Source organism: Sporosarcina sp. FA9 (assembly GCF_051550205.1).
Classification (GTDB): Bacteria; Bacillota; Bacilli; order Bacillales_A; family Planococcaceae; genus Sporosarcina.
Window position 1 is genome coordinate 3,094,969 of sequence record NZ_CP188819.1, and the last position, 19,146, is coordinate 3,114,114.

The following is a 19,146-nucleotide window of genomic DNA, read 5'->3' on the forward strand; positions in this document are numbered from 1 at the left end:
TTTGTTGACTCGGTATTCAGAAAAATTGTACACAAAGGAGATACTTATGCTATCCAAACAACTTGCTGACACTATCGTTCAACAAACAATGGTGCACCTCAAGCGTAATTTAAATGTGATGGATACGAATGGGATGATTTTAGCATCAGGTGAAAGCGATCGTATCGAGAGAATTCATGAAGGTGCTGCATACGTTGCAAAAACTGGTGAAGAGTTGTGGATTACCGAAGACAATCTTCATGAATGGCACGGGGCAAAGCCAGGCGTAAACATGCCTATACGTTTTCAACAGGCATTGGTTGGCGTAATTGGCATCACTGGGGATTCAAAAGAACTTAAAGACATTGCAACACTCGTTCAGATGACAACCGAGATGATGGTTCATCAATCCCTTATTACTTCTCAAGCGGCATGGAAACAGAAATTAAAAGAACTTTTATTTGAAGAACTGATTGGGAACGGACCTATTACCCCCTTAGTATTAGAAAGACTTTCTTTATTGGAATTTCATACAAAAGGTCCGTTTATTATTTTACTGATTCAGTCGGACAACTTCCAACTTACATCGAAAAGATTGATTGAACAAATGGAAGACTTATTTAAGAAAAACACCGTTCTTATTGGACATTCCCAATTAAACGAAATCTTTGTTTTGCATAGTGCAACTGATGAGAAAATATTACAATCAAAACTCAACCGCTTTTTAAAAACGATTAAGAAAAGTAATTCCGTTAGGGTGGGTGTTGGGTACCCAGTAAATGACCTTGAGGGCATCCATCATTCCTACGTATCCGCTAAAAATGCATTGCAATTCGGCAATCCACATCAACCTCTTATTTATTTTAACGACATCGAGTTATTAACGCTGCTTAAAAGCAATTCCAATACGAATTCAAAACGATATTCTGAAAGAATCCTAAATGGCCTAAATGATCAATTAGTTCATACACTTACTGTTTATTTCGAGTTGAATCTAAACACATTAGAATCTTCTGGTGTACTTTCAATCCATCGTCATACAATGACGTATAGGCTTAAAAAAATCGAAGAAATTACGGGCTACAATCCTTCTGTTTTTCATGATGCCCTTGTATTAAAAATCGCATTACTTCTTGTCTAATATTTCCGATTGTGCACAAACTCTTTTTGTAGTATATTGATGGGAAGTACAGTAGGAGGAATTATGTGAGGTTTTTTAAATTTCTTATTACATTAGCAGTCGTAGTCGTCGGGCTTGGTTATGGTCTTTATTATTTTGGAACGAATATTGCTTCTGAAAAGATAATGAGTGCGGTATCAAGTGAATTAGAAAGCAGTGGCCAAATCGACACTCTTAAGAAAGAACTGAATCAGAACCCAGCTCTAAAAGAACTTGTTGAAGAAGGCGCAAACATTGAAGAAAGCCAACTTCCTTTTACAACAAAAGAGCAAGCAACCCGTGTTTTAATTAAGAAAATTGGTCTTGGCGAGTTACAAAGTTTACAGTCTCAATTTCAAAATGGTATATCACAAAACGAAATGCTTGAACTTATAAATAAGATGTCCGGAAAACTAACGGACGAAGAAATTTTAGCAATCAAAGTGATTGCCTATAAAGAACTCAATAAATAACTAAAACAGAGCCCATTAAGGCTCTGTTTTTCTATTCTAATAAAAACAACCGCTTCACAATATAAACATCAAGCAGTTGATTATTTAATAGCCTGAGTCTTTTGAAGTTAGATTATCTATCATTTTATAATCGTATTTTTGTAACGGCTTTTCTGCGGGGCCCTCGATTACTTCACCAGTATATGAAAATCTTGATCCATGACATGGACAATCCCACGTCCGATCCCCATTATTCCACTCCACTTCACACCCAATATGTGTACAAGTAGTATCTACGATATGCAACTCGCCATCATCATCTTTATAAGCACCTTTTCTATGGCCATCCATAGTCACGACAGCACCTTGCCCTATTTCTAATTCCTCGGGATTCGTTCTCGAGGACTCCAGTTTTCCTTTGATTAATTGTCCAACGACATTTGCATTCTGAACTAAAAAGTTTTTCAAACTCGGATGGGCGTAAAACCTCGAAGGCTTATATAGTTTCTGAAACTTATTTTCTTTACCCAAAACCATATCTCGAAAGAGCAGTGCAGCAGCGGTTCCATTAGACATACCCCATTTTCGAAAGCCTGTTGCAATCAAAACTTTCGGTTGTCCCGGAGTAATCTCCCCTATATATGGAAGCTTATCTAAAGTCACCAAATCCTGCGCAGACCATCTATACAGTATTTCTTCAAGGCCAAAAACCTTTTCGCCAAATTCCTCCAACGCATTATAATGTTCCATCGTTTCAACCCCTTGACCGGTTTTATGATTTTCCCCAACAATGAGGACAACCTCTTCACCGTTCATCATTACAGACCGAAAAGACCGAGTTGGCTCATCAGCACTTATATAAATCCCAGGTGGAAACTTCTTTTTCGCTTTGACAGCAAGAGCATAAGAACGATCTGCATACATTCTTGCTGAATAAAGCCTCGTTCCCTCGTAAAACGGAAAATGCGTACAAGCGAGAACGTAATTTGCGGTGATACGATGATCTCCACTCGTTAGAACAGTGGGCCGATCATCCGTTTCAACATTGACCGCTGTTGTATTTTCAAAAACTTTTCCCCCCTTATCGATAAACAGCTGAATTAAATGAACTAAGTATTTAGTCGGGTGAAACTGTGCTTGGTTTTTCATGACTAATGCATTTTCAATCTCAATGTCGAATGGAATCTTGTCTAGTAATCCACCCTCAATATGAAGCTTTTCATAAGCTTCGGCTTCTTTCACAATTTTGCGTTTGAATTCCTCAGTGACTGAATAAATAGTTGCGTCTTGTGTAGTGAAATCACAGTCGATTGTATGTTTTTCAACAGTTTCTGCAATAAAGTTTAAAGCTTCCGTATTCGCTTCATAATACATTCGTGCGTTGCTTCTTCCAATATTCCGAATGAATTCATCGTAAATTAGATCGTGTTGGGCAGTAATTTTGGCTGTTGTATGCCCGGATGTTCCATTCAATACTTTGTCCGCTTCTAACACTACGACCTTCAATCCTTCATTTGCCAAAAGATAAGCGGATGTAATACCTGTTATACCGGCACCCACGATAACAACGTCCACATCGAGGTTTTCATTTAAACTTGGGAAATCAGGAAACTCCATATCTGCTCTCCAATAAGACGCTGTATCCTTGGGCAACAAACTATTTTCATTCGTATTACGAATCATATTAAATCCTCCAATCCATACTTCTCATTACTAGGATTCCCATAGAACCTTCACTTAATCACAAAACAGTATAGTCTTTTGCTGAAAGGGAAGGCTACGATTACACACATTATTAACACGCATTATTAAAATATTATGCAAGGAGAAATCAAATGAAATGAAAAGAAAATACTTCCTCCCACTCATAATCCTATCAATCTTTTTCTTATCAATCGTTGCTATGAACCTGCCGACACCGAGCACTACAAAAACAAATCTTGGAAGTTCAATGACTGTTTTCTCAGAAATGAAAGAAGATCAACTTTACAAGGAAATTGAGAGTTACAATAGTGAACATGAAATTCAGCCGATTGATGCAAAGTTGGATCCAATATGGAAAGCGATTCCAGGCTACAACGGATTAAGCGTCGATCTCGAAGCCAGTTATAAAAAAATGAAGGCATTCGGAAAGTTTGACGAAACAAACATTATTTTCACAGAAGTCCCTCCTAAGATACATTTGGACGATTTAGACCCATCACCAATTTTCCGCGGCAATCCCGAAAAACCAATGATTGCTTTGCTTATTAATGTCGCCTGGGGTGATGAGCATATTCCAGGAATTCTTAAAACACTAAATGAATCTGCAGTTAAAGCAACATTTTTTTTTGACGGCAGCTGGGTGAAAAAGACTCCGCATTTGGCATCAATGATTTACCTTGAAGGGCATGAAATTGGCAATCACGCCTATAGTCACCCTGACCTGAAACTACGATCCGCTGAAGAAACACGCATGGAAATACAAAAGACAAACGATGTAATTCACGAGGCTCTTGAACTAACGCCTAAATGGTTTGCACCCCCTAGCGGAAGTTTTAATCAAACAACAATTGATATCGCCCATGAACTTAAGATGAAAACAATTCTGTGGACGGTGGATACCGTAGATTGGAGAAAACCTTCAACTGCCGAAATGGTCCAACGTGTTGTATCCGCTGTTGAAAATGGATCAATGATTCTAATGCACCCTACAAAACCTACCGCTGAAGGTCTTGAGACAATGATTAATGATATTAAAAACAAAGGATTTCAACTGGGTACTGTAAGCGACTTGATGAGTGAAAAACGTTTGGATAGTAAAAAGCCTTAATTCAACTAAAAGGTTTTATTTACCATTAATAATAAATACACTATTGCACATAGTAGATGTACGGAGGTGAAACATCCATGACAAACAACAAAAATAGAAACCAAAATCAAAACCAAAACCGAAATCAAAATCAAAACCAAAAACAAAACCAGAACGAAATGCGTGAAGAGTTTGGTTCTACATTTGATGTAGATAAGTTGAAGGAGCAAAATAATACTAAACAACGCAACGACCGCTGCTAAACGAATCTAAATAAATGGATGATCATCACCAACCGGCAGAAGTACATACTTCTGCCGGTTTTATCATGTATAAAGATATACTCCTTATCGTATAATGTACTAATTTTATTAAAAGGGGTGATATTTTGATACTATTTTTGCAGTCATGTACGGCTATTTAAGCACTCATTAAATTAAATTTCAATAATGATTGGCAAAATCATCGGTCTTCTTTTTGTTCGATCATATAAAAATGTTTCAACTGATTTTTTCACAGTTTGTTTTAAAACATTCCTACGGCTTCCAGAACTCGTTTCTGATTTTTGGATGCTGTCAATGATAAGCTGGTTCACTTCATCCATCAGTTCTTCCGAATCCCGACTATATACAAACCCGCGAGAAACTGTGTCCGGATTAGAAACAAGTTGTCCATCCCTTTTGTTAATAGTAATAACAATGACCAACATTCCTTCCTCAGATAATAGTTTTCGGTCCCGCAGTACGACTTTTCCAACATCACCAATGCCCAAGCCATCTACAAAGACATTCCCTGACTCAACGTCACGTGTTTGTCGTGCACTTTGATTATTGAAATCGACAACATCTCCGTTATTAATAATAAATATGTTTTTTCTCTCAACACCAACAGATTCCGCTAATAATCGATGATGATGCAGCATTCTATATTCACCATGAATCGGAATAAAATACTTCGGTTTCATTAATGTCAGCATCAATTTTAGCTCTTCCTGAAAAGCATGTCCTGAAACATGCATCCCTGTTGAACTTCCTGGACCATAAATTACCTTGGCTCCTAAAAGAAACAAATTGTCGATGATACTTGAAACACTTTTTTCATTTCCAGGTATTGGACTTGAAGCAAAAATCACAGTATCTCCAGGGTCTATTTCAACTTGGCGAAAGTTTGAAGTAGACAAGCGTGATAGTGCCGCCATTGGCTCACCTTGACTGCCAGTACAAAGAATAACTACTTTTTCTGAATCCATTTTTTTAACTTCGTGTTTCTCAATCAACATACCTTCAGGGATCGTTAAATAACCAAGTTCAGAAGCAACAGAAACGACATTCACCATACTCCGACCGAGAAGCGCCAATTTTCGGTTTGTCTTCTGTGCAGCGTCTACTACTTGTTGTACTCGATGAACATTGGAAGCAAATGTTGAAATAAATACTTTTCTTTTTGCTTTGCGGAATGCTTCTTCAATATGACCTCCTATGAGACTTTCAGACGAATTGAATCCCGGACGTTCCGCATTTGTACTTTCAGATAGAAGTAGCAATACGCCACTATCGCCAATTTCAGCCATTTTATTAATATCCGGATTTTCATTATTCACAGGTGTAAAATCAAATTTAAAATCCCCGGTATGCACTACTGTTCCTTCAGGTGTTTGAAAAACGATTCCTACACAATCTGGAATGCTGTGATTTGTTTTGAAAAATGTGATACCTATTTCATTGAATTCCAGACTGGAATCAGAGGTAATCAAATTTAGCTCGGTATTCCTAAGAAGCCCGTGCTCCTTTAACCTTAATTCAATTAAACCAAGCGTTAGACGGGTTGCGTAGACTGGTATATTGATTTGCTTTAATAAGTACGGAATTCCTCCAATATGATCTTCATGTCCATGCGTTATTAATAATGCACGGATTTTTTCTTGGTTTTCTTTTAAGTATGAAATGTCTTGTATGATTAAATCAATGCCCAGTAAACTTTCATCTGGAAACTTTGAACCACAGTCAATCACAAAGATATCATCTGCGTATTCTAGAACATACATATTTTTCCCTATTTCATTGATGCCACCTAAAGCGAAAACCGATAATTTCTCGTCAAAAGTACTCAAATGAACAATCATCCTCTCTTCAATTATATGAAGCAGAAATAGTGGGGGCTCCTGCTCATTAGTTTTCGAATTCATTCACCCATTAGATAGGTTCTTAGTTATTGCAAGTAGTTCCCCATTAAACCACGGACCTTTGTTTCTACATCTTTCACATAAATCTCTTCAAGATCGTCTTCAGGTTTCGGTTGAAACCACTGTATATTTCCTTCATCAAATAATCCTCGGTATTCTGTACCTTTATAGGTGAGCGTGAACTGATGGATCTCATTTACCTGATCTTCAAACAATGGTTCTTCTACGTGAAAATTCTCAATCACTCAAACAGCCTCCTTTTTTCATTCTAGCTGTAGTATGCTCCATTGTTTATCATACTAACCGTTGAAAATTAGAGAAACCTTCGATGAGTAACAAGAAAAATGGCAAGATAATAAAAGGCACCTCGTACCAACACTTTGTCAATTCGTGTTGGATGAGGCACCGTTTTTATAACCTATATACAATACTCTTATGCTTTAAAAGACTCGCCGTTAATGACAATTTGATCTGCACGGAATGGGATACTTACATCAACTGTAAAGTAAGTATCTAAAATACTGTAGTATTCCATCCATAAGTCATCTAATGACTCGTAATAAGCATTCTCTTCTTGTTCAATAATCTGCGCATAAATCTCTTCTAGCCTTACATAATCCTCTTCATTGATCTCATAATCATAATAAGAAATCTGTTCCTCAAATGTCGGCATTGGGTAAGCTATAAGATAATACGGTCGCATAGCTAAGTCAAACGCTTCCCATTTCTTCATTGCCTGTTCAAAGTCTTCATCATTATTCGTTCGAATTGCTTCCTCATATAATTGTTTAATAATAGGGAAATCCACTTCTGAAATGACGAGGTCCGAACCTGCAATATACTCTTCAAATGTTGGTTCCACATAATAACTATTGACAACTTTATCAAACTGTTCCATTTTAATATTAGATTCTTCGTCCTTGCCACTTTTAACTAGTGAAATCCATTCAGTATATAGCTTCTCTAAAAGAACCCGGTCATCACTTGTAAATGGATATTCAAAATAACGTATATATTCTTCAAATGCCTCTGGTTCCCAATTAATGAGATAATAGGGTTGTGTAATTTTATCGATTTGACCCCAAACATTAGAGGACTCTTCCCACAACTCTTGCTTATTTAAAGCTTGCGCTTGATTGTAAAGCCTTTCCAATTCGAGAAGGTCATTTTCCGTCACTCCAATAGGAAGCCATTTTACATATACTTGAAATGTATAAAAATCTGAAACGCTTTCTAATACTTCACCGTTTATTTCTATGGTTGCACCGATTAATAAGTTCATAGATTGTAATTGTTCATCAGTAAACGTATGAAGACCTACATGATAGCGTTCACCATCTTCACCTAAAACAATTAGTTCATTTCCCCAGTTTTCAACAATTAAACCTTTGATGAGCTGCTCAACTTGAGCGTCACCTTCCGTATTTTCTAATGAAGCATACGTCGAAAAAGGCATTAGTAATCCGAACCCAAGCATGAATGCGACAGTTACTATAAAACTCTTTTTTCCTTTCATTTTGAATACCCCTCCTTTTATTTAAGTTATATACATTAGACGGTTGTTACCATAATTATGTTTCAGAAGATTTGAACTATTATAATTAGTGTTCACTCTTTCCCTCTTTATTAAACATCTTTTCCTCGTATAATATGCTTTGATTCCTCAATAATACCAATGTGAGTGCAATGCCAAATGCCATACTATTGTAATTTGAATCACAACCATACCAGAAAACAAATGACTTATTCTGCTTGTCCTTCGTATAAATAAACGACTAACTCTTCATTCATATCCAGTGTCGCTAGTAAGATTTCATGTATTTGAAGGTTCCTCATTGAGATCACCTTATTTAGCCAATCCAGTTCTTTTCCCAATCGTTGCAATTCTTCCAAATCAATTTTTCCCTCTTTAATAACCACTGTTGAAAAGGCAAATGGTTTTGCAAACAATTGCATGTCCTTCGGTGTTAAGGCTCGGAGCTCTGGGGAAAGAAAAAACGAAATCGTTCCATCCGGCTCCCATTGTGCAAATGCGACATTTTTTACTTCATCGATTTCTTCTTTTCACAATTCAGATAATAGATGATCGATTGTAATTCGGGCTTTTGCTAAATTCGTATAAATTATTTCGCCATTTTTAATCACAGGATATGGAGATGGTTCGAACCATTTTCTAAATCGCCCCCATTTTAAACTTAATATAACAAAAAAGAGGTATAAGCCTATCAATGAAGTTGTCGTTATTAAAGCACCTTTCATCCCTAGTTGCTCATCAGCTAAAGGCTGGGCTAAAATGTTCCCCAATATTAACGCAATTGTAAAATCAATAAGTCGCAATTGAGATATTGACCGTTCACCCATTAGCCTCGTTGCGAGTATTAAAAAAAGAAATGAGAAAATTGCTCGTAAAAACCACTGAATTGCAGAAAGTGACTCTTGAGCGAAAAAAAACTCCATTCGTTTACACATCCTTGGATATCTATAGTTATTACTAATTACTATTACCGATAAACCAATAAATATGTGAAACGCAATAATTGCGCAGAATAGAGTCGAGACATTTACTTTCAGATTTGTTCCCTAAACATAAAAAAGATGGAACACCCGACTCGGGTTCCACCTTGCATATCTTTCACCAAAACAAATCCAAAAAACCAAACGATGACACCACTAATAATTAAATACATTATGAAACCCATTCGAGACATTTCCCGAATTTCCGTTCGGTGCAAAGCAGTGGAAAGTTAGAGCAGTGAATTTTCACTTTCTCATAAACCCAAGTATTTACTTCTGCACAACCTTAAAACATTTTAGTTGTCCAATTCTCGCCATTCCAAATATCTGTTACAAGATCTTCATAAAAGTCAGGTTCGTGTGAAATGAGCAGGATGCTGCCCTTGTATTCATTTAAAGCACGTTTCAATTCCTCTTTTGCCTCATAGTCCAAGTGATTTGTCGGCTCATCGAGCACAAGAAGATTTGTTTCGCGATTGATTAATTTACAGAGCCGTACTTTCGCTCGTTCGCCTCCACTTAACACCTTCACCTTGCTCTCAATATGCTTTGTTGTCAAACCGCATCGTGCCAAAGCTGCACGTACTTCATATTGCGTGAAATGAGGAAATTCTGACCAAATCTCTTCAAGGCATGTATTGTTGTTTTCCACCTTCGACTCCTGTTCAAAATAGCCAATTGCCAAGTGTTCTCCAAGCTCGACAGTACCTGCCAGTGCTGGTATTTCTGCAAGAATGCTTCTTAGTAGAGTCGTTTTTCCAATCCCATTCGCCCCCGACAATGCGATTTTTTGTCCGCGTTCCATTGAAAGATCTAACGCTTTCGACAAAGGTTCATCATACCCAATTACGAGTTCTTTCGTTTCAAATAGATATCTTCCTGGAGTCCGTGCGAGTTTAAAGTCGAACTGAGGCTTCGGCTTTTCCGCATCTAATTCGATAACATCCAACTTATCCAACTTCTTCTGGCGGGACTGGGCCATACGACTCGTAGCCGCATTCGCTTTGTTTCGGGCTACAAAATCTTTTAGATTTGCAATTTCCTTTTGCTGCTTTTTGAAAGCGGACGCTACTTGCTGTTTCTTCATTTCATGCACACGTAAAAATTCATCATAATCCCCGACGTAACGAGTAATTTGCTGGTTCTCCATATGATAAATAAGTTTCACAACACTGTTTAGGAAAGGAATGTCATGGGAAATTAAAATAAATGCATTTTCATAGTTCAGTAAATAATTGCGTAACCATTCAATATGCTCGACGTCCAAATAGTTCGTCGGTTCATCGAGTAACAGTATTTCCGGTTTTTCCAACAGCAATTTACCAAGAAGTACTTTTGTACGTTGTCCCCCACTTAAATCATGAACGTCTCGGTCCAAACCGAATTCATCCAATCCAAGTCCGTTTGCCACTTCTTCAACTTTTGAATCAATAATGTAAAAATCATTGTGTGTGAGTTCTTCCTGAATCTGGCCAGTTTCCTCAAGAAGTACCTCTAGTTCATCCGCATCTACATCGCCCATCCTGGAAAAGTGTGCGTTCATTTCTGCTTCGCGGTCATAAAGAAATTGAAATGCCGTTCGTAGCACATCACGGATGCTCATCCCCTGTTTTAGCGCAACATGTTGATCTAAATAACCGACTCTCATTCGCTTCGCCCAAATGACCTTTCCCTCGTCAGGCTCGAGCTTGCGAGTGATAATATTCATGAACGTGGACTTTCCTTCCCCGTTCGCACCAACCAACCCAATATGTTCTCCTTGCAATAAACGGAAAGAGACATCCTCGAAAATCGCACGATCTCCGAAGCCATGGCTTAAATTCGTTACAGTCAATAAACTCATATATAAAACACCTTTTTCTTTAGAATAATTACTACCATGCGAAACCGTATACTACTTCAACAAATCGCATCTTTTACATTATATATATAAGTTGCACATGGCGATAGCACTTGTATTGAATTTGCATAAAACGTTATTTTCTCCGGCAAACTCAGTGCAATAATCTGCATTCTTAATTTCTAGATTTTGAATACAAAAATCCGCCAACGGGAAGCCCAATTAGCGGATTTTTGATACCTATTACGGATTACTTTTGATTATTTTCGCTCGGTTCATCACTGCCTCGATAACGTTTGTATGGTAGAATATTCCACGTCCTAGATTGGAAATCCTCTGAGTGAAGAACCTTAGGTATTTCTGTAAGAATCCTTTTAGCGACTTCAAGTTCATGCTGAGATTCTTCTTTATCTTGGTACATGAATTCATCCGACGCGGTAGCTGGAGCTTGATCTACTTTTTCCTCCAAATCTTGAATGACCATTTGCTGTTGTGTCTGTAAAGATTCCCGAGCATCTGTTATCCATTCAGGTTGTAAATTACGATTTGTATCTCCAACACTTGTGTACTCGTCAAAAATGTCTTTATAAATTCGATCCGCATTGGAACGTACATCTAAGTTTGCTGCCTCTAGATCTTGATTGGTCAACTCTTCCACTGTTATCGGTGTCAGACGTTTTCCGCCACCAAGCCTAGTTCTTTCCAAGTAAAATGGAAAAATACTTTTAATTGTTTTTCCTACAGGTAAAATCGCATTTCCACTTTCGTCTAACCCTTTAGGTTGTACTCCCTGCATGGCAATTCTTGCTGATTCAGGTCGAACAATTTCTTTCGGTGGCATAATACCATGACGCAGCAATTCTCGGATACCCGTTCCTGAAATATTAATTCTAAAACGCTCGTCGTGAGGACAGGATTGACCGGTAGCGGGGCTATCACAACGTGTACAATAGAAGACCTCATGATATAAACGAACGTCTATCCCAAGCTCGACTGGATCAAACTCGTCGAATATACTATGACTTGCATACTTATCATAATAATCCCCAATTCCCGCATGATCCCGACCAATAAGAGCGTGTGTACAGCCATAATTCTTCATGATTAAAGCATGTAACACAGTCTCACGGGGTCCTGCAAAAATATACGTTACTCTGAGTGGTGCTAAAATGGATCGACCTTTTGGGTAATACGTGTCCAAAACGGCTCTGTAGGAAAGCATTCGGAATTCATGACGTGTATACTCGCGCTTGGCCATTTCAACTAAAGGTTGCAGAAGTAAACCGTCGATTTCCTCCAATGCATTTTTATGGATGTATTCATGTCCGCGATGTAAAGGATTAGCCCCGGTAATAAAACCAGCTGTCGAACGAAATTTCTTTACCTCGTAAAAATCATGCCAAGTATCTTTTGGCTCTAATCTCAGTTTTTCAAATGGTCCCCAGTCTACTCGTTGTAACAGTTTAATAGGTCCACCTAAAGCAATATCACCCATACGTCTAAAAACAGCATCTACGCCTGGATGATTTCGGTCCGTCGTGCCAAATAGATGAGACGCACGATAATCTTTATCATATTCAAAAATGTCTTCTATTAGAAGGATCGCAACAGGATTGTTTTTTTCGTCGGCAAGTGTCACTTCATCGCCAACCGATAATGTTTGAACAACCTCTTTATTGCGATTTCCAATAGGTGCAAAACTGAGCGGTGCTGGCCATATTAAACCATTATCCAATCGACCTTTTGTAAGCACTGACTTATAGTCAATCTCGTTCATAAAGCCCTCGTTCGGAGACAAAACTCCCGTCGCAATCATTTCAAGTGTAATAACCGCTTCCATATCTACCATAATCGTTGGCAGTTGTTTTGCTCTTACCAATTCCTCTTCTTGCTCTTTACCCGTAAGTACTTTATCAATCAATTTACCGCCATGTGGCTGTTGTGGATAGTCGGCAAATCTATTAGTATCTGTATTAGTCATAATCTCTTTCCCCCTTATTATAATGCAAAATCAGCATTTCTCGATATTAATAAAACCTTATCTATTCTGAATATTACCATACCTTCGCATTAATAAGAAGACTAAAAATTTTGGTAGTACCTTCAAAATGAACAAAAAAAGGTGTCACCTTTACTACTTAAAGGCGACACCCTTTATTGAATTTATATATTTTAATTATACTGAAGTTACTTTTTTTCAATCGTTTCTTTATATGATTTTCTAGACGATTTTAACTTACTTATATGCACAGTCAGATTGCGAATCGAATCTTTGTTTAATTCTATCTTTCCATCCTTTTGGTGTTTTTTCCATGCTTTTATGTTTTTCCGGTACAGTTGCTCCGAAAAACGATAGATATCAACGTCCATTTTCAGTGCTTCTTCATAAGTGGCTATAATTTCTTTTTCAGCTTCTTTCTTTACTCCCTTTTCAATTTCGTGAGCTGTCATTTTTCCTTCAATGATGCCTACGGTTGCTTCCAAATCTACAGCTACATCGAATCGAACCGTTCCACTTTCCACTATCGGTTGTATGTTCACCTTCACATGATCGATAATCGTCGTTGTATGCGTATCATCATTTGTTTTAAATGTAATCTGTCCTCTTTTCGTTTCGTTTGTCATCCACTGGATTCCTTTAGCTTTATCCCCTTCAATGAATCCTTTGAAACCGTTTGCTGTCACCACACCTACTCCCGACAAAACCGGAGCTTCAATGAGCTCTTGCATCGATTCCCAATTTGCTTCTATGTTAATTAAAGGGATCAACGCTTCGTGGCCAGGTTCGTCCATTCCGATAATTAACTCTCGGAAATTTACTGGCTTTATATAAGATTCCTGCTTATAGCTGTCCTCAGGATTGCCAAGCTTAGACAACGTGAGGGCTTTATTGAGAATCGGTTTTACTAAAAGAAGATCTTGCACCGGGTCTTTTGTAACATAGACCCAAATTTGATACCGTGTTTCCCTATAACGGACAAGATTATCAATTACAGGATTAAATTTCACGCTTTTCATCGCATCTTCGGATATTATTAAGTAAGAAAAATGTCCCCAAAACACCCTTTGATCGATTGAATGATACAAATTAAAAAGAGCTTCATCTAGTGATTTCCCTGAAGCAAAGCCAACCTCAGCCTGAGGTTGATCTGTTGTAGGCTGTTCTGATTTAGCGATATTGGCAAAACTAATCAGTTGAGCATAGACCTCGTATTTGTCGTCCTTAAAATCCACACCGAGCGCATTGACATAAAGCATTCTTTCGGGTTCTCTGCTATCCCAACAACCCGCTAGCATTAGCGTTAACAGCAACAACAAAACAAACTTTTTATTATCCATTTTTCCCCTCTCTAGCCCGAGTCGCGTCCTTAGGGCTTAACTCATTGGGTCGGTTTTTATAGTCTTCAGGTGGCACGCGCATAAGAGTTTTTTTAATTGTATCCCAGCTTAAATCCGTTGAAATATTCAAATACGGAACACCAAAGACTCTAATATTTGATAAGTAAAGCACCATCAAAAAGAAGGACATATAGAATCCGAACAAGCCCAGCAGCGCCGTTAGTAATATGAAACAAATCCGCAATACACTCACTGTCATCACAAGCGTCTGATTCACCAATGTAAATGTTGCAATCGTTGAAGTTGCGATTATAACAATCATAGCCGGACTTGTTATCCCAGCCCGAATGGCCGCATCTCCAATAATTAATCCACCTACTACGCCAATCGATCCTCCAAGCACAGATGGAAGACGTAAGCCGGATTCTCGAAACAACTCAAACATAACAAGCATAAGTAACATTTCAATTACAGAAGGAAACGGCAGTCCCTTATTTGCTTGTACAACTGTAGATAACAATTGCAAAGGCAGTTGGTCTTGATGAAACGTTGTCAAAGCAAGCCAAAATGCCGGTAAAAGTATACCAACCGCCATACCAAGTACACGCAATAACCTTTCCAAAGAACTGTAAACAATGGAAGTCTCATTATCTTCGCCCGCTTTTAATAATAAAAATAAATTAACCGGTGTAATAATCGCATACGCTACCCCATCCACAAGAATAAGAAAACGTCCTCTAACAAGTGATTGAATAGCCTTGTCCGCTCTTCCCGTGTAATCATTTATTGGGAACAACTTCCCGCTTTTATTCACTAATTCCATCAGTAAGTCACCACTTAATACAATGTCTGTATCCACCTTTTCCAGTTGTTTTTTTATAGCGTACAAAATTTCTTTACTCGCAATATCGTCAAAGTATAAAAGGGCAACTGTCGTTTGTGATCGTTGACCTAATTCGAATTTCTCCACACATAACGAATTGGTTGGCAATCGCTTTCGGATTAAAGCAATATTTACGGAAATGTCTTCAATGAAGTTATCTCTAGGTCCTTTTATGGGCGGGCCTATTTTTGTTTCCTCAGGACTTCGATTTGGTTTTTTAGCTATATTACTTGAAATTAGTATTCCTTCATCCTCAAAATAGAGCAGCAAATGTCCGTTGTAAACGAGCGAGATAACATCTTCTAATGCTTCCACTTGTTTAATACTAGGAATGTGTAATTTCACAAGAATGTCCTTATCAACAGGGCTTTTCTTCAACTCGTCAATAAAAAGTTCTACACGTTTTACAATGACTTCATTCAACAGTTGTAGGTCAATCATTGCATCACATGTGATGAACGTAATCTTACGCTTATTAAATATATACTCTTGAAACAGAACATCCGCGGACTTTTGAAATAACTTTTGTAAGGTGTTGATATCCAATTCCTTTTCAGCAGACTGCATATCTATTCACCATTTTCTGTATCGATTTTATGCTTATACCTTCTTAGACTTTTTTCCGGAAAATATAGCAACGATTCCTAAAAACAAAGATAATACCAACATGAACAGAAAGTTACCAACAAGTAAATAGTCTCCCTTAATCTTAGTAAATACATGGTCTTTCAGAAGAAATAAGGACAATGTCGCGAAGAAAAATGCAGGACCAAGAATTCGTGCAATACGTATTCTGTCACCCGTCATATTCAGTAAATCTGCCGCAATAAAAAGCAATAACCCCACCCTTATTAACCCACCCGTTAGCCATTGATAAATCGATAAAAAGTCAAAATGTTGAATAAAAGCCCCAATCGACCCAAGCCTCCATTCCTCATAGGCGGGGTACCTTTGTTTGGTAGCTTCAATTGGGCCAAACTCTGTAATTGCACCAATTGTGGGGCCCAATGTTAAACCCATTAAAATGAAAAGCATGACTGCAAAATGATACCACCGAAAGCGGTCCTTGACTTTTTGTTGAATAAACAGAAACAGCAAAATCTCTACAAACCCAGACGCGGGGAAAACTGCCGATTTAAGAACAGGTTGGAGGCCATGTTCAAAAAAAGGCCGCAGCAACTCGTAATTTTTTATTTGCATATTTGTAAACGCAATAAAGAACCCGAAAATTGTTACCCAAAAAAGAACGAACACATTCACCATAGCAATTGTTTGTAAGTTTGTTGAGACAAGCAGAATACATATAATGGTATACACAATTAACAGTAGGGGCATCGGTGTATCCGGTAAAAACATTCCCGACACCCATTGCAAGGTTTCCGCCATTGTGAATGCGGCTAGAATAATTAAAAAAATGGCTACAGTATAGCGAACAATTGCAGTAGCAGATTTTCCAATCTTCATTTTCAACCAATCCGTAAGAGGTTCCTGATTTGATTTAGTATGGATGTAAACTAATAGAAATATCCATGGAAAGATAATTAATACGGCTAAAAGAATGGAAATCCATCCATCTCTTCCCGCACCTTTTAATACGGACGGTATGATTGTCACATGGTTTTTCAAACCGATTACTGTCATTGATAGGAATATAACGTGTAAAATACTAATAGAACCGACTCGATTCATATGAAAACCCTCTTATATTTTTATATCCATTAGCTTTGACAACAATATTTGGAATTATAAGCGACAGAACCTTGATCTGAATAAATAGCGTTGAACATAGCAAAAAAGGAGGAGACATCGGAATTGTTCCGATGCCTCCTCCTTTTTACTTCACTAATCACTAACACTCTAAATTCTTGAATCATTTATTGTAAATAATGTAGCTAGGTATATTACTAAAAATAAAGAATATAAGCTCCCATTAGAAAGAAAGTGATCACCGCAACTACAACACTGTACATATTTGAAGAATGCCGAATGGATTCGGGTAGAATTTCTTTCATCGTCACTATATAAATCATCCCTACGACCAAACTCATTAAAAAAGACCACAGTAAATCATTGCTTAAATGAATGACTTCACCTATAAGTGCCCCAATTGCCACAGGGGAAGAAACAACAAAAGAAATGAAGAGCATCTTTATAATTCTGGAACCCGCCAAAAATAGTGGTGCGAATAATATCATACCTTCGGGAATATTGTGCAGGATTATGGCTTTTAATAATGATAGCCCAGCATCCGATTGTTCTAGGGTTCCAATAACAACACCCATTGGTAAATTATGAAGAAAGAATATAACCGCCAAAAAGAGCGTCGATCCATGGGGTTTATTTGCATTCACAGACTTTTTATGAACCCCTATATGCAGGAACCTAAACAGTAAAGCACCCAAAATAAAACCAACTAAAAAAACGCCCCAATTCCCCATTTCAATGGCCTCAGGTGCGATTTCAAAACTGATCAAACCTAAAATGAGCCCTGTACATACCGCATAGATTGTCCCTATACTTCTAGTAAATCCGTTAATAAAATATGCGATTAAGCCTCCTATTCCAACACCAACAAAAGTAGCTAAAAACCCAATCAGCCAATTATTCGTCAATATACCATCCTTCTAGTTTAGTCTCTATCTTTATACGATAGCGGCACTGGAATTATGATGATACAGGAAGAAAATACTTTTCGTTCATTTTATAAGTTCTCCATTAAATGAAAAGTTCAAGTATACTAATTTTAAGACGAATGAAAGAAGTTCTAGAAAGGGGAATTCTAAATGAGGAAGTATTCGACATTCACAGCTATTATGAATGCAGTTTTTATATTGATTGGAATGTCTTTCATCACTGCTATTATTCTTTTATTTTCAGCATTATCCGGTTACGTTGAGTATGTGCCGGTAATTATTGTAATTGCGATTTCGTTGTATATTTGGTTCGTACTCCTCTTATTCCATTTCTTCCAAACAAAGAGACGGAAGATTGTTTTTTTGAGCATTGTAGCTGCAGCCATCATGGTCAGTATGATTTCTCCAATTCAGCATGCGTATAAGAACAGCATTCCAACGATGAATGCAGAAGTGTATGTATTTGAATATACTCCGTTTTCAAAGCATGCACGTGTGGCCACTTTAAATGAACCCGCAACGTTACGTTTGAGCGATGAGTTACCAAAAATGGACGGTGCTACTGCACTATATCCACTCTACTCCGCATTCGTGCAAGCAACCTATCCGGAAAAGGAATACGACCCCTTTGATAGCGAGGTTATGGTGAATACAACCCCTGATGCGTATAACAATCTGTTTACTGGAAAAGTAGATATGATATTTGTTGCTGCACCTTCTGATTCCCAGTTGAAAATTGCCCAACAAAAAGGCCTTGAATTAAACATGACACCAATTGGTCGTGAAGCTTTTGTTTTCTTCGCCAATCAAAAGAATACAGTAAACGGACTAAAGTTCGCGGATATAAAAGATATTTATTCCGGAAAAGTGACTAGTTGGAATGAGGTTGGTGGTGCAAATGATCCTATCCGAGCTTTTCAGCGACCGGCAGATAGCGGCAGTCAAACAGCTTTAGAGAAGTTAATGGGCGAAACACCAATCATGAAAGCTCCGCACGAGAACATTTCAAGTGGAATGGGCGGAATTATTAATGAGGTTTCAGAGTATAGAAACTATAAAAATGCGATTGGATACACATTTCGATTTTATTCCACTGAAATGGTAAAGAATGATCAAATTAAATTATTAGAAATAGACGGCGTGGCACCTACAAAAGAATCCATCCGCTCTAATGCATATCCACTGACATCTGAATTTTACATCGTTACCACGCAAACGAAAAATGACAACGTACAGGAATTCATTAACTGGATCCAGTCAAAGCAAGGTCAGCTCTTAGTTGAAAAGTCAGGATATGTGCCGGTTAACTAGAAGAAATGTTTTGTTTTTGAAAATTAAAAAATGGGATTAAGACCAAACTCAGCCCGAGTCCCA

Annotated in this window: 15 protein-coding genes and 1 pseudogene; 5 read left to right on the forward strand and 11 right to left on the reverse strand. The window is 37.8% G+C overall.

Annotated features, from left to right (window positions below; translation table 11 throughout):
• Positions 1-46 precede the first annotated feature (46 nt).
• Positions 47-1,120: a CdaR family transcriptional regulator gene (locus ACP8HH_RS15740; protein WP_438312915.1), complete on the forward strand. Its 1,074-nt coding sequence runs from the start codon at positions 47-49 to the stop codon at positions 1,118-1,120.
• Positions 1,121-1,185: 65 nt separating this feature from the next.
• Positions 1,186-1,611, forward strand: a complete 426-nt coding sequence (locus ACP8HH_RS15745) for a hypothetical protein (RefSeq protein ID WP_438312917.1) — start codon at positions 1,186-1,188, stop codon at positions 1,609-1,611.
• 84 nt (positions 1,612-1,695) lie between these two features.
• Here the strand turns inward: ACP8HH_RS15745 and ACP8HH_RS15750 are convergent, their stop codons facing one another.
• On the reverse strand, positions 1,696-3,273 hold the full coding sequence (locus ACP8HH_RS15750; RefSeq protein ID WP_438312918.1) for an FAD-dependent oxidoreductase: 1,578 nt from the start codon (positions 3,271-3,273) through the stop codon (positions 1,696-1,698).
• A gap of 157 nt (positions 3,274-3,430) precedes the next feature.
• Here ACP8HH_RS15750 and ACP8HH_RS15755 point away from each other — a divergent pair, with 157 nt between their 5' ends.
• Together ACP8HH_RS15755 and ACP8HH_RS15760 are read left to right on the forward strand one after the other, a co-directional pair.
• Positions 3,431-4,402: a polysaccharide deacetylase family protein gene (locus ACP8HH_RS15755; RefSeq protein WP_438312920.1), complete on the forward strand. Its 972-nt coding sequence runs from the start codon at positions 3,431-3,433 to the stop codon at positions 4,400-4,402.
• A gap of 77 nt (positions 4,403-4,479) precedes the next feature.
• Entirely contained in the window at positions 4,480-4,644 is a 165-nt protein-coding gene (locus tag ACP8HH_RS15760) for a hypothetical protein (RefSeq protein ID WP_438312921.1), read from the forward strand.
• 173 nt (positions 4,645-4,817) lie between these two features.
• Here the strand turns inward: ACP8HH_RS15760 and ACP8HH_RS15765 are convergent, their stop codons facing one another.
• The 10 genes and pseudogenes from ACP8HH_RS15765 to ACP8HH_RS15810 all read right to left on the reverse strand — a co-directional run bounded on the left by ACP8HH_RS15765 (position 4,818) and on the right by ACP8HH_RS15810 (position 17,751).
• Positions 4,818-6,491: a ribonuclease J gene (locus tag ACP8HH_RS15765; RefSeq protein WP_438312923.1), complete on the reverse strand. Its 1,674-nt coding sequence runs from the start codon at positions 6,489-6,491 to the stop codon at positions 4,818-4,820.
• Between the two features lie 98 nt (positions 6,492-6,589).
• The gene (locus tag ACP8HH_RS15770) at positions 6,590-6,808 is read right to left on the reverse strand and encodes a hypothetical protein (protein ID WP_438312924.1); all 219 of its coding nucleotides are present in this window, start codon (positions 6,806-6,808) and stop codon (positions 6,590-6,592) included.
• A gap of 188 nt (positions 6,809-6,996) precedes the next feature.
• Positions 6,997-8,079: a hypothetical protein gene (locus ACP8HH_RS15775; RefSeq protein WP_438312926.1), complete on the reverse strand. Its 1,083-nt coding sequence runs from the start codon at positions 8,077-8,079 to the stop codon at positions 6,997-6,999.
• Between the two features lie 227 nt (positions 8,080-8,306).
• Positions 8,307-9,032 (reverse strand): annotated as a pseudogene (locus ACP8HH_RS15780) (DUF421 domain-containing protein).
• A 331-nt stretch (positions 9,033-9,363) separates the two neighbouring features.
• Positions 9,364-10,920, reverse strand: a complete 1,557-nt coding sequence (locus ACP8HH_RS15785; protein ID WP_438312928.1) for an ABC-F family ATP-binding cassette domain-containing protein — start codon at positions 10,918-10,920, stop codon at positions 9,364-9,366.
• A gap of 247 nt (positions 10,921-11,167) precedes the next feature.
• Positions 11,168-12,898 carry a sulfate adenylyltransferase gene (locus ACP8HH_RS15790; protein ID WP_438312930.1) on the reverse strand — a complete coding sequence of 577 codons (1,731 nt, stop codon included), beginning with the start codon at positions 12,896-12,898 and terminating at the stop codon, positions 11,168-11,170.
• Between the two features lie 206 nt (positions 12,899-13,104).
• Positions 13,105-14,256, reverse strand: coding sequence for a Ger(x)C family spore germination protein (locus ACP8HH_RS15795; protein WP_438312932.1), 1,152 nt, complete (start codon positions 14,254-14,256; stop codon positions 13,105-13,107).
• Positions 14,249-15,706 carry a spore germination protein gene (locus tag ACP8HH_RS15800; protein WP_438312934.1) on the reverse strand — a complete coding sequence of 486 codons (1,458 nt, stop codon included), beginning with the start codon at positions 15,704-15,706 and terminating at the stop codon, positions 14,249-14,251. The genes ACP8HH_RS15795 and ACP8HH_RS15800 overlap by 8 nt, the downstream gene beginning before the upstream one ends.
• A gap of 33 nt (positions 15,707-15,739) precedes the next feature.
• Entirely contained in the window at positions 15,740-16,828 is a 1,089-nt protein-coding gene (locus tag ACP8HH_RS15805) for an endospore germination permease (RefSeq protein WP_438312936.1), read from the reverse strand.
• A gap of 215 nt (positions 16,829-17,043) precedes the next feature.
• The gene (locus ACP8HH_RS15810) at positions 17,044-17,751 is read right to left on the reverse strand and encodes a ZIP family metal transporter (protein WP_438312938.1); all 708 of its coding nucleotides are present in this window, start codon (positions 17,749-17,751) and stop codon (positions 17,044-17,046) included.
• 171 nt (positions 17,752-17,922) lie between these two features.
• On the opposite strand from ACP8HH_RS15810, the gene ACP8HH_RS15815 reads away from it, so the two are divergent.
• Positions 17,923-19,083, forward strand: a complete 1,161-nt coding sequence (locus tag ACP8HH_RS15815; protein ID WP_438312939.1) for a PstS family phosphate ABC transporter substrate-binding protein — start codon at positions 17,923-17,925, stop codon at positions 19,081-19,083.
• The last annotated feature ends 63 nt before the right edge of the window (positions 19,084-19,146 follow it).

Bases quoted from the DNA above. Each gene is read 5' to 3' on its own strand.
- ACP8HH_RS15740 (WP_438312915.1), top strand. From the start codon at position 47: ATGCTATCCAAACAACTTGCTGACACTATCGTTCAACAAACAATGGTG.
- ACP8HH_RS15750 (WP_438312918.1), bottom strand. From the start codon at position 3,273: ATGATTCGTAATACGAATGAAAATAGTTTGTTGCCCAAGGATACAGCG.
- ACP8HH_RS15755 (WP_438312920.1), top strand. From the start codon at position 3,431: ATGAAAAGAAAATACTTCCTCCCACTCATAATCCTATCAATCTTTTTC.
- ACP8HH_RS15760 (WP_438312921.1), top strand. From the start codon at position 4,480: ATGACAAACAACAAAAATAGAAACCAAAATCAAAACCAAAACCGAAAT.
- ACP8HH_RS15775 (WP_438312926.1), bottom strand. From the start codon at position 8,079: ATGAAAGGAAAAAAGAGTTTTATAGTAACTGTCGCATTCATGCTTGGG.
- ACP8HH_RS15785 (WP_438312928.1), bottom strand. From the start codon at position 10,920: ATGAGTTTATTGACTGTAACGAATTTAAGCCATGGCTTCGGAGATCGT.
- ACP8HH_RS15790 (WP_438312930.1), bottom strand. From the start codon at position 12,898: ATGACTAATACAGATACTAATAGATTTGCCGACTATCCACAACAGCCA.
- ACP8HH_RS15795 (WP_438312932.1), bottom strand. From the start codon at position 14,256: ATGGATAATAAAAAGTTTGTTTTGTTGTTGCTGTTAACGCTAATGCTA.
- ACP8HH_RS15800 (WP_438312934.1), bottom strand. From the start codon at position 15,706: ATGCAGTCTGCTGAAAAGGAATTGGATATCAACACCTTACAAAAGTTA.
- ACP8HH_RS15805 (WP_438312936.1), bottom strand. From the start codon at position 16,828: ATGAATCGAGTCGGTTCTATTAGTATTTTACACGTTATATTCCTATCA.
- ACP8HH_RS15815 (WP_438312939.1), top strand. From the start codon at position 17,923: ATGAGGAAGTATTCGACATTCACAGCTATTATGAATGCAGTTTTTATA.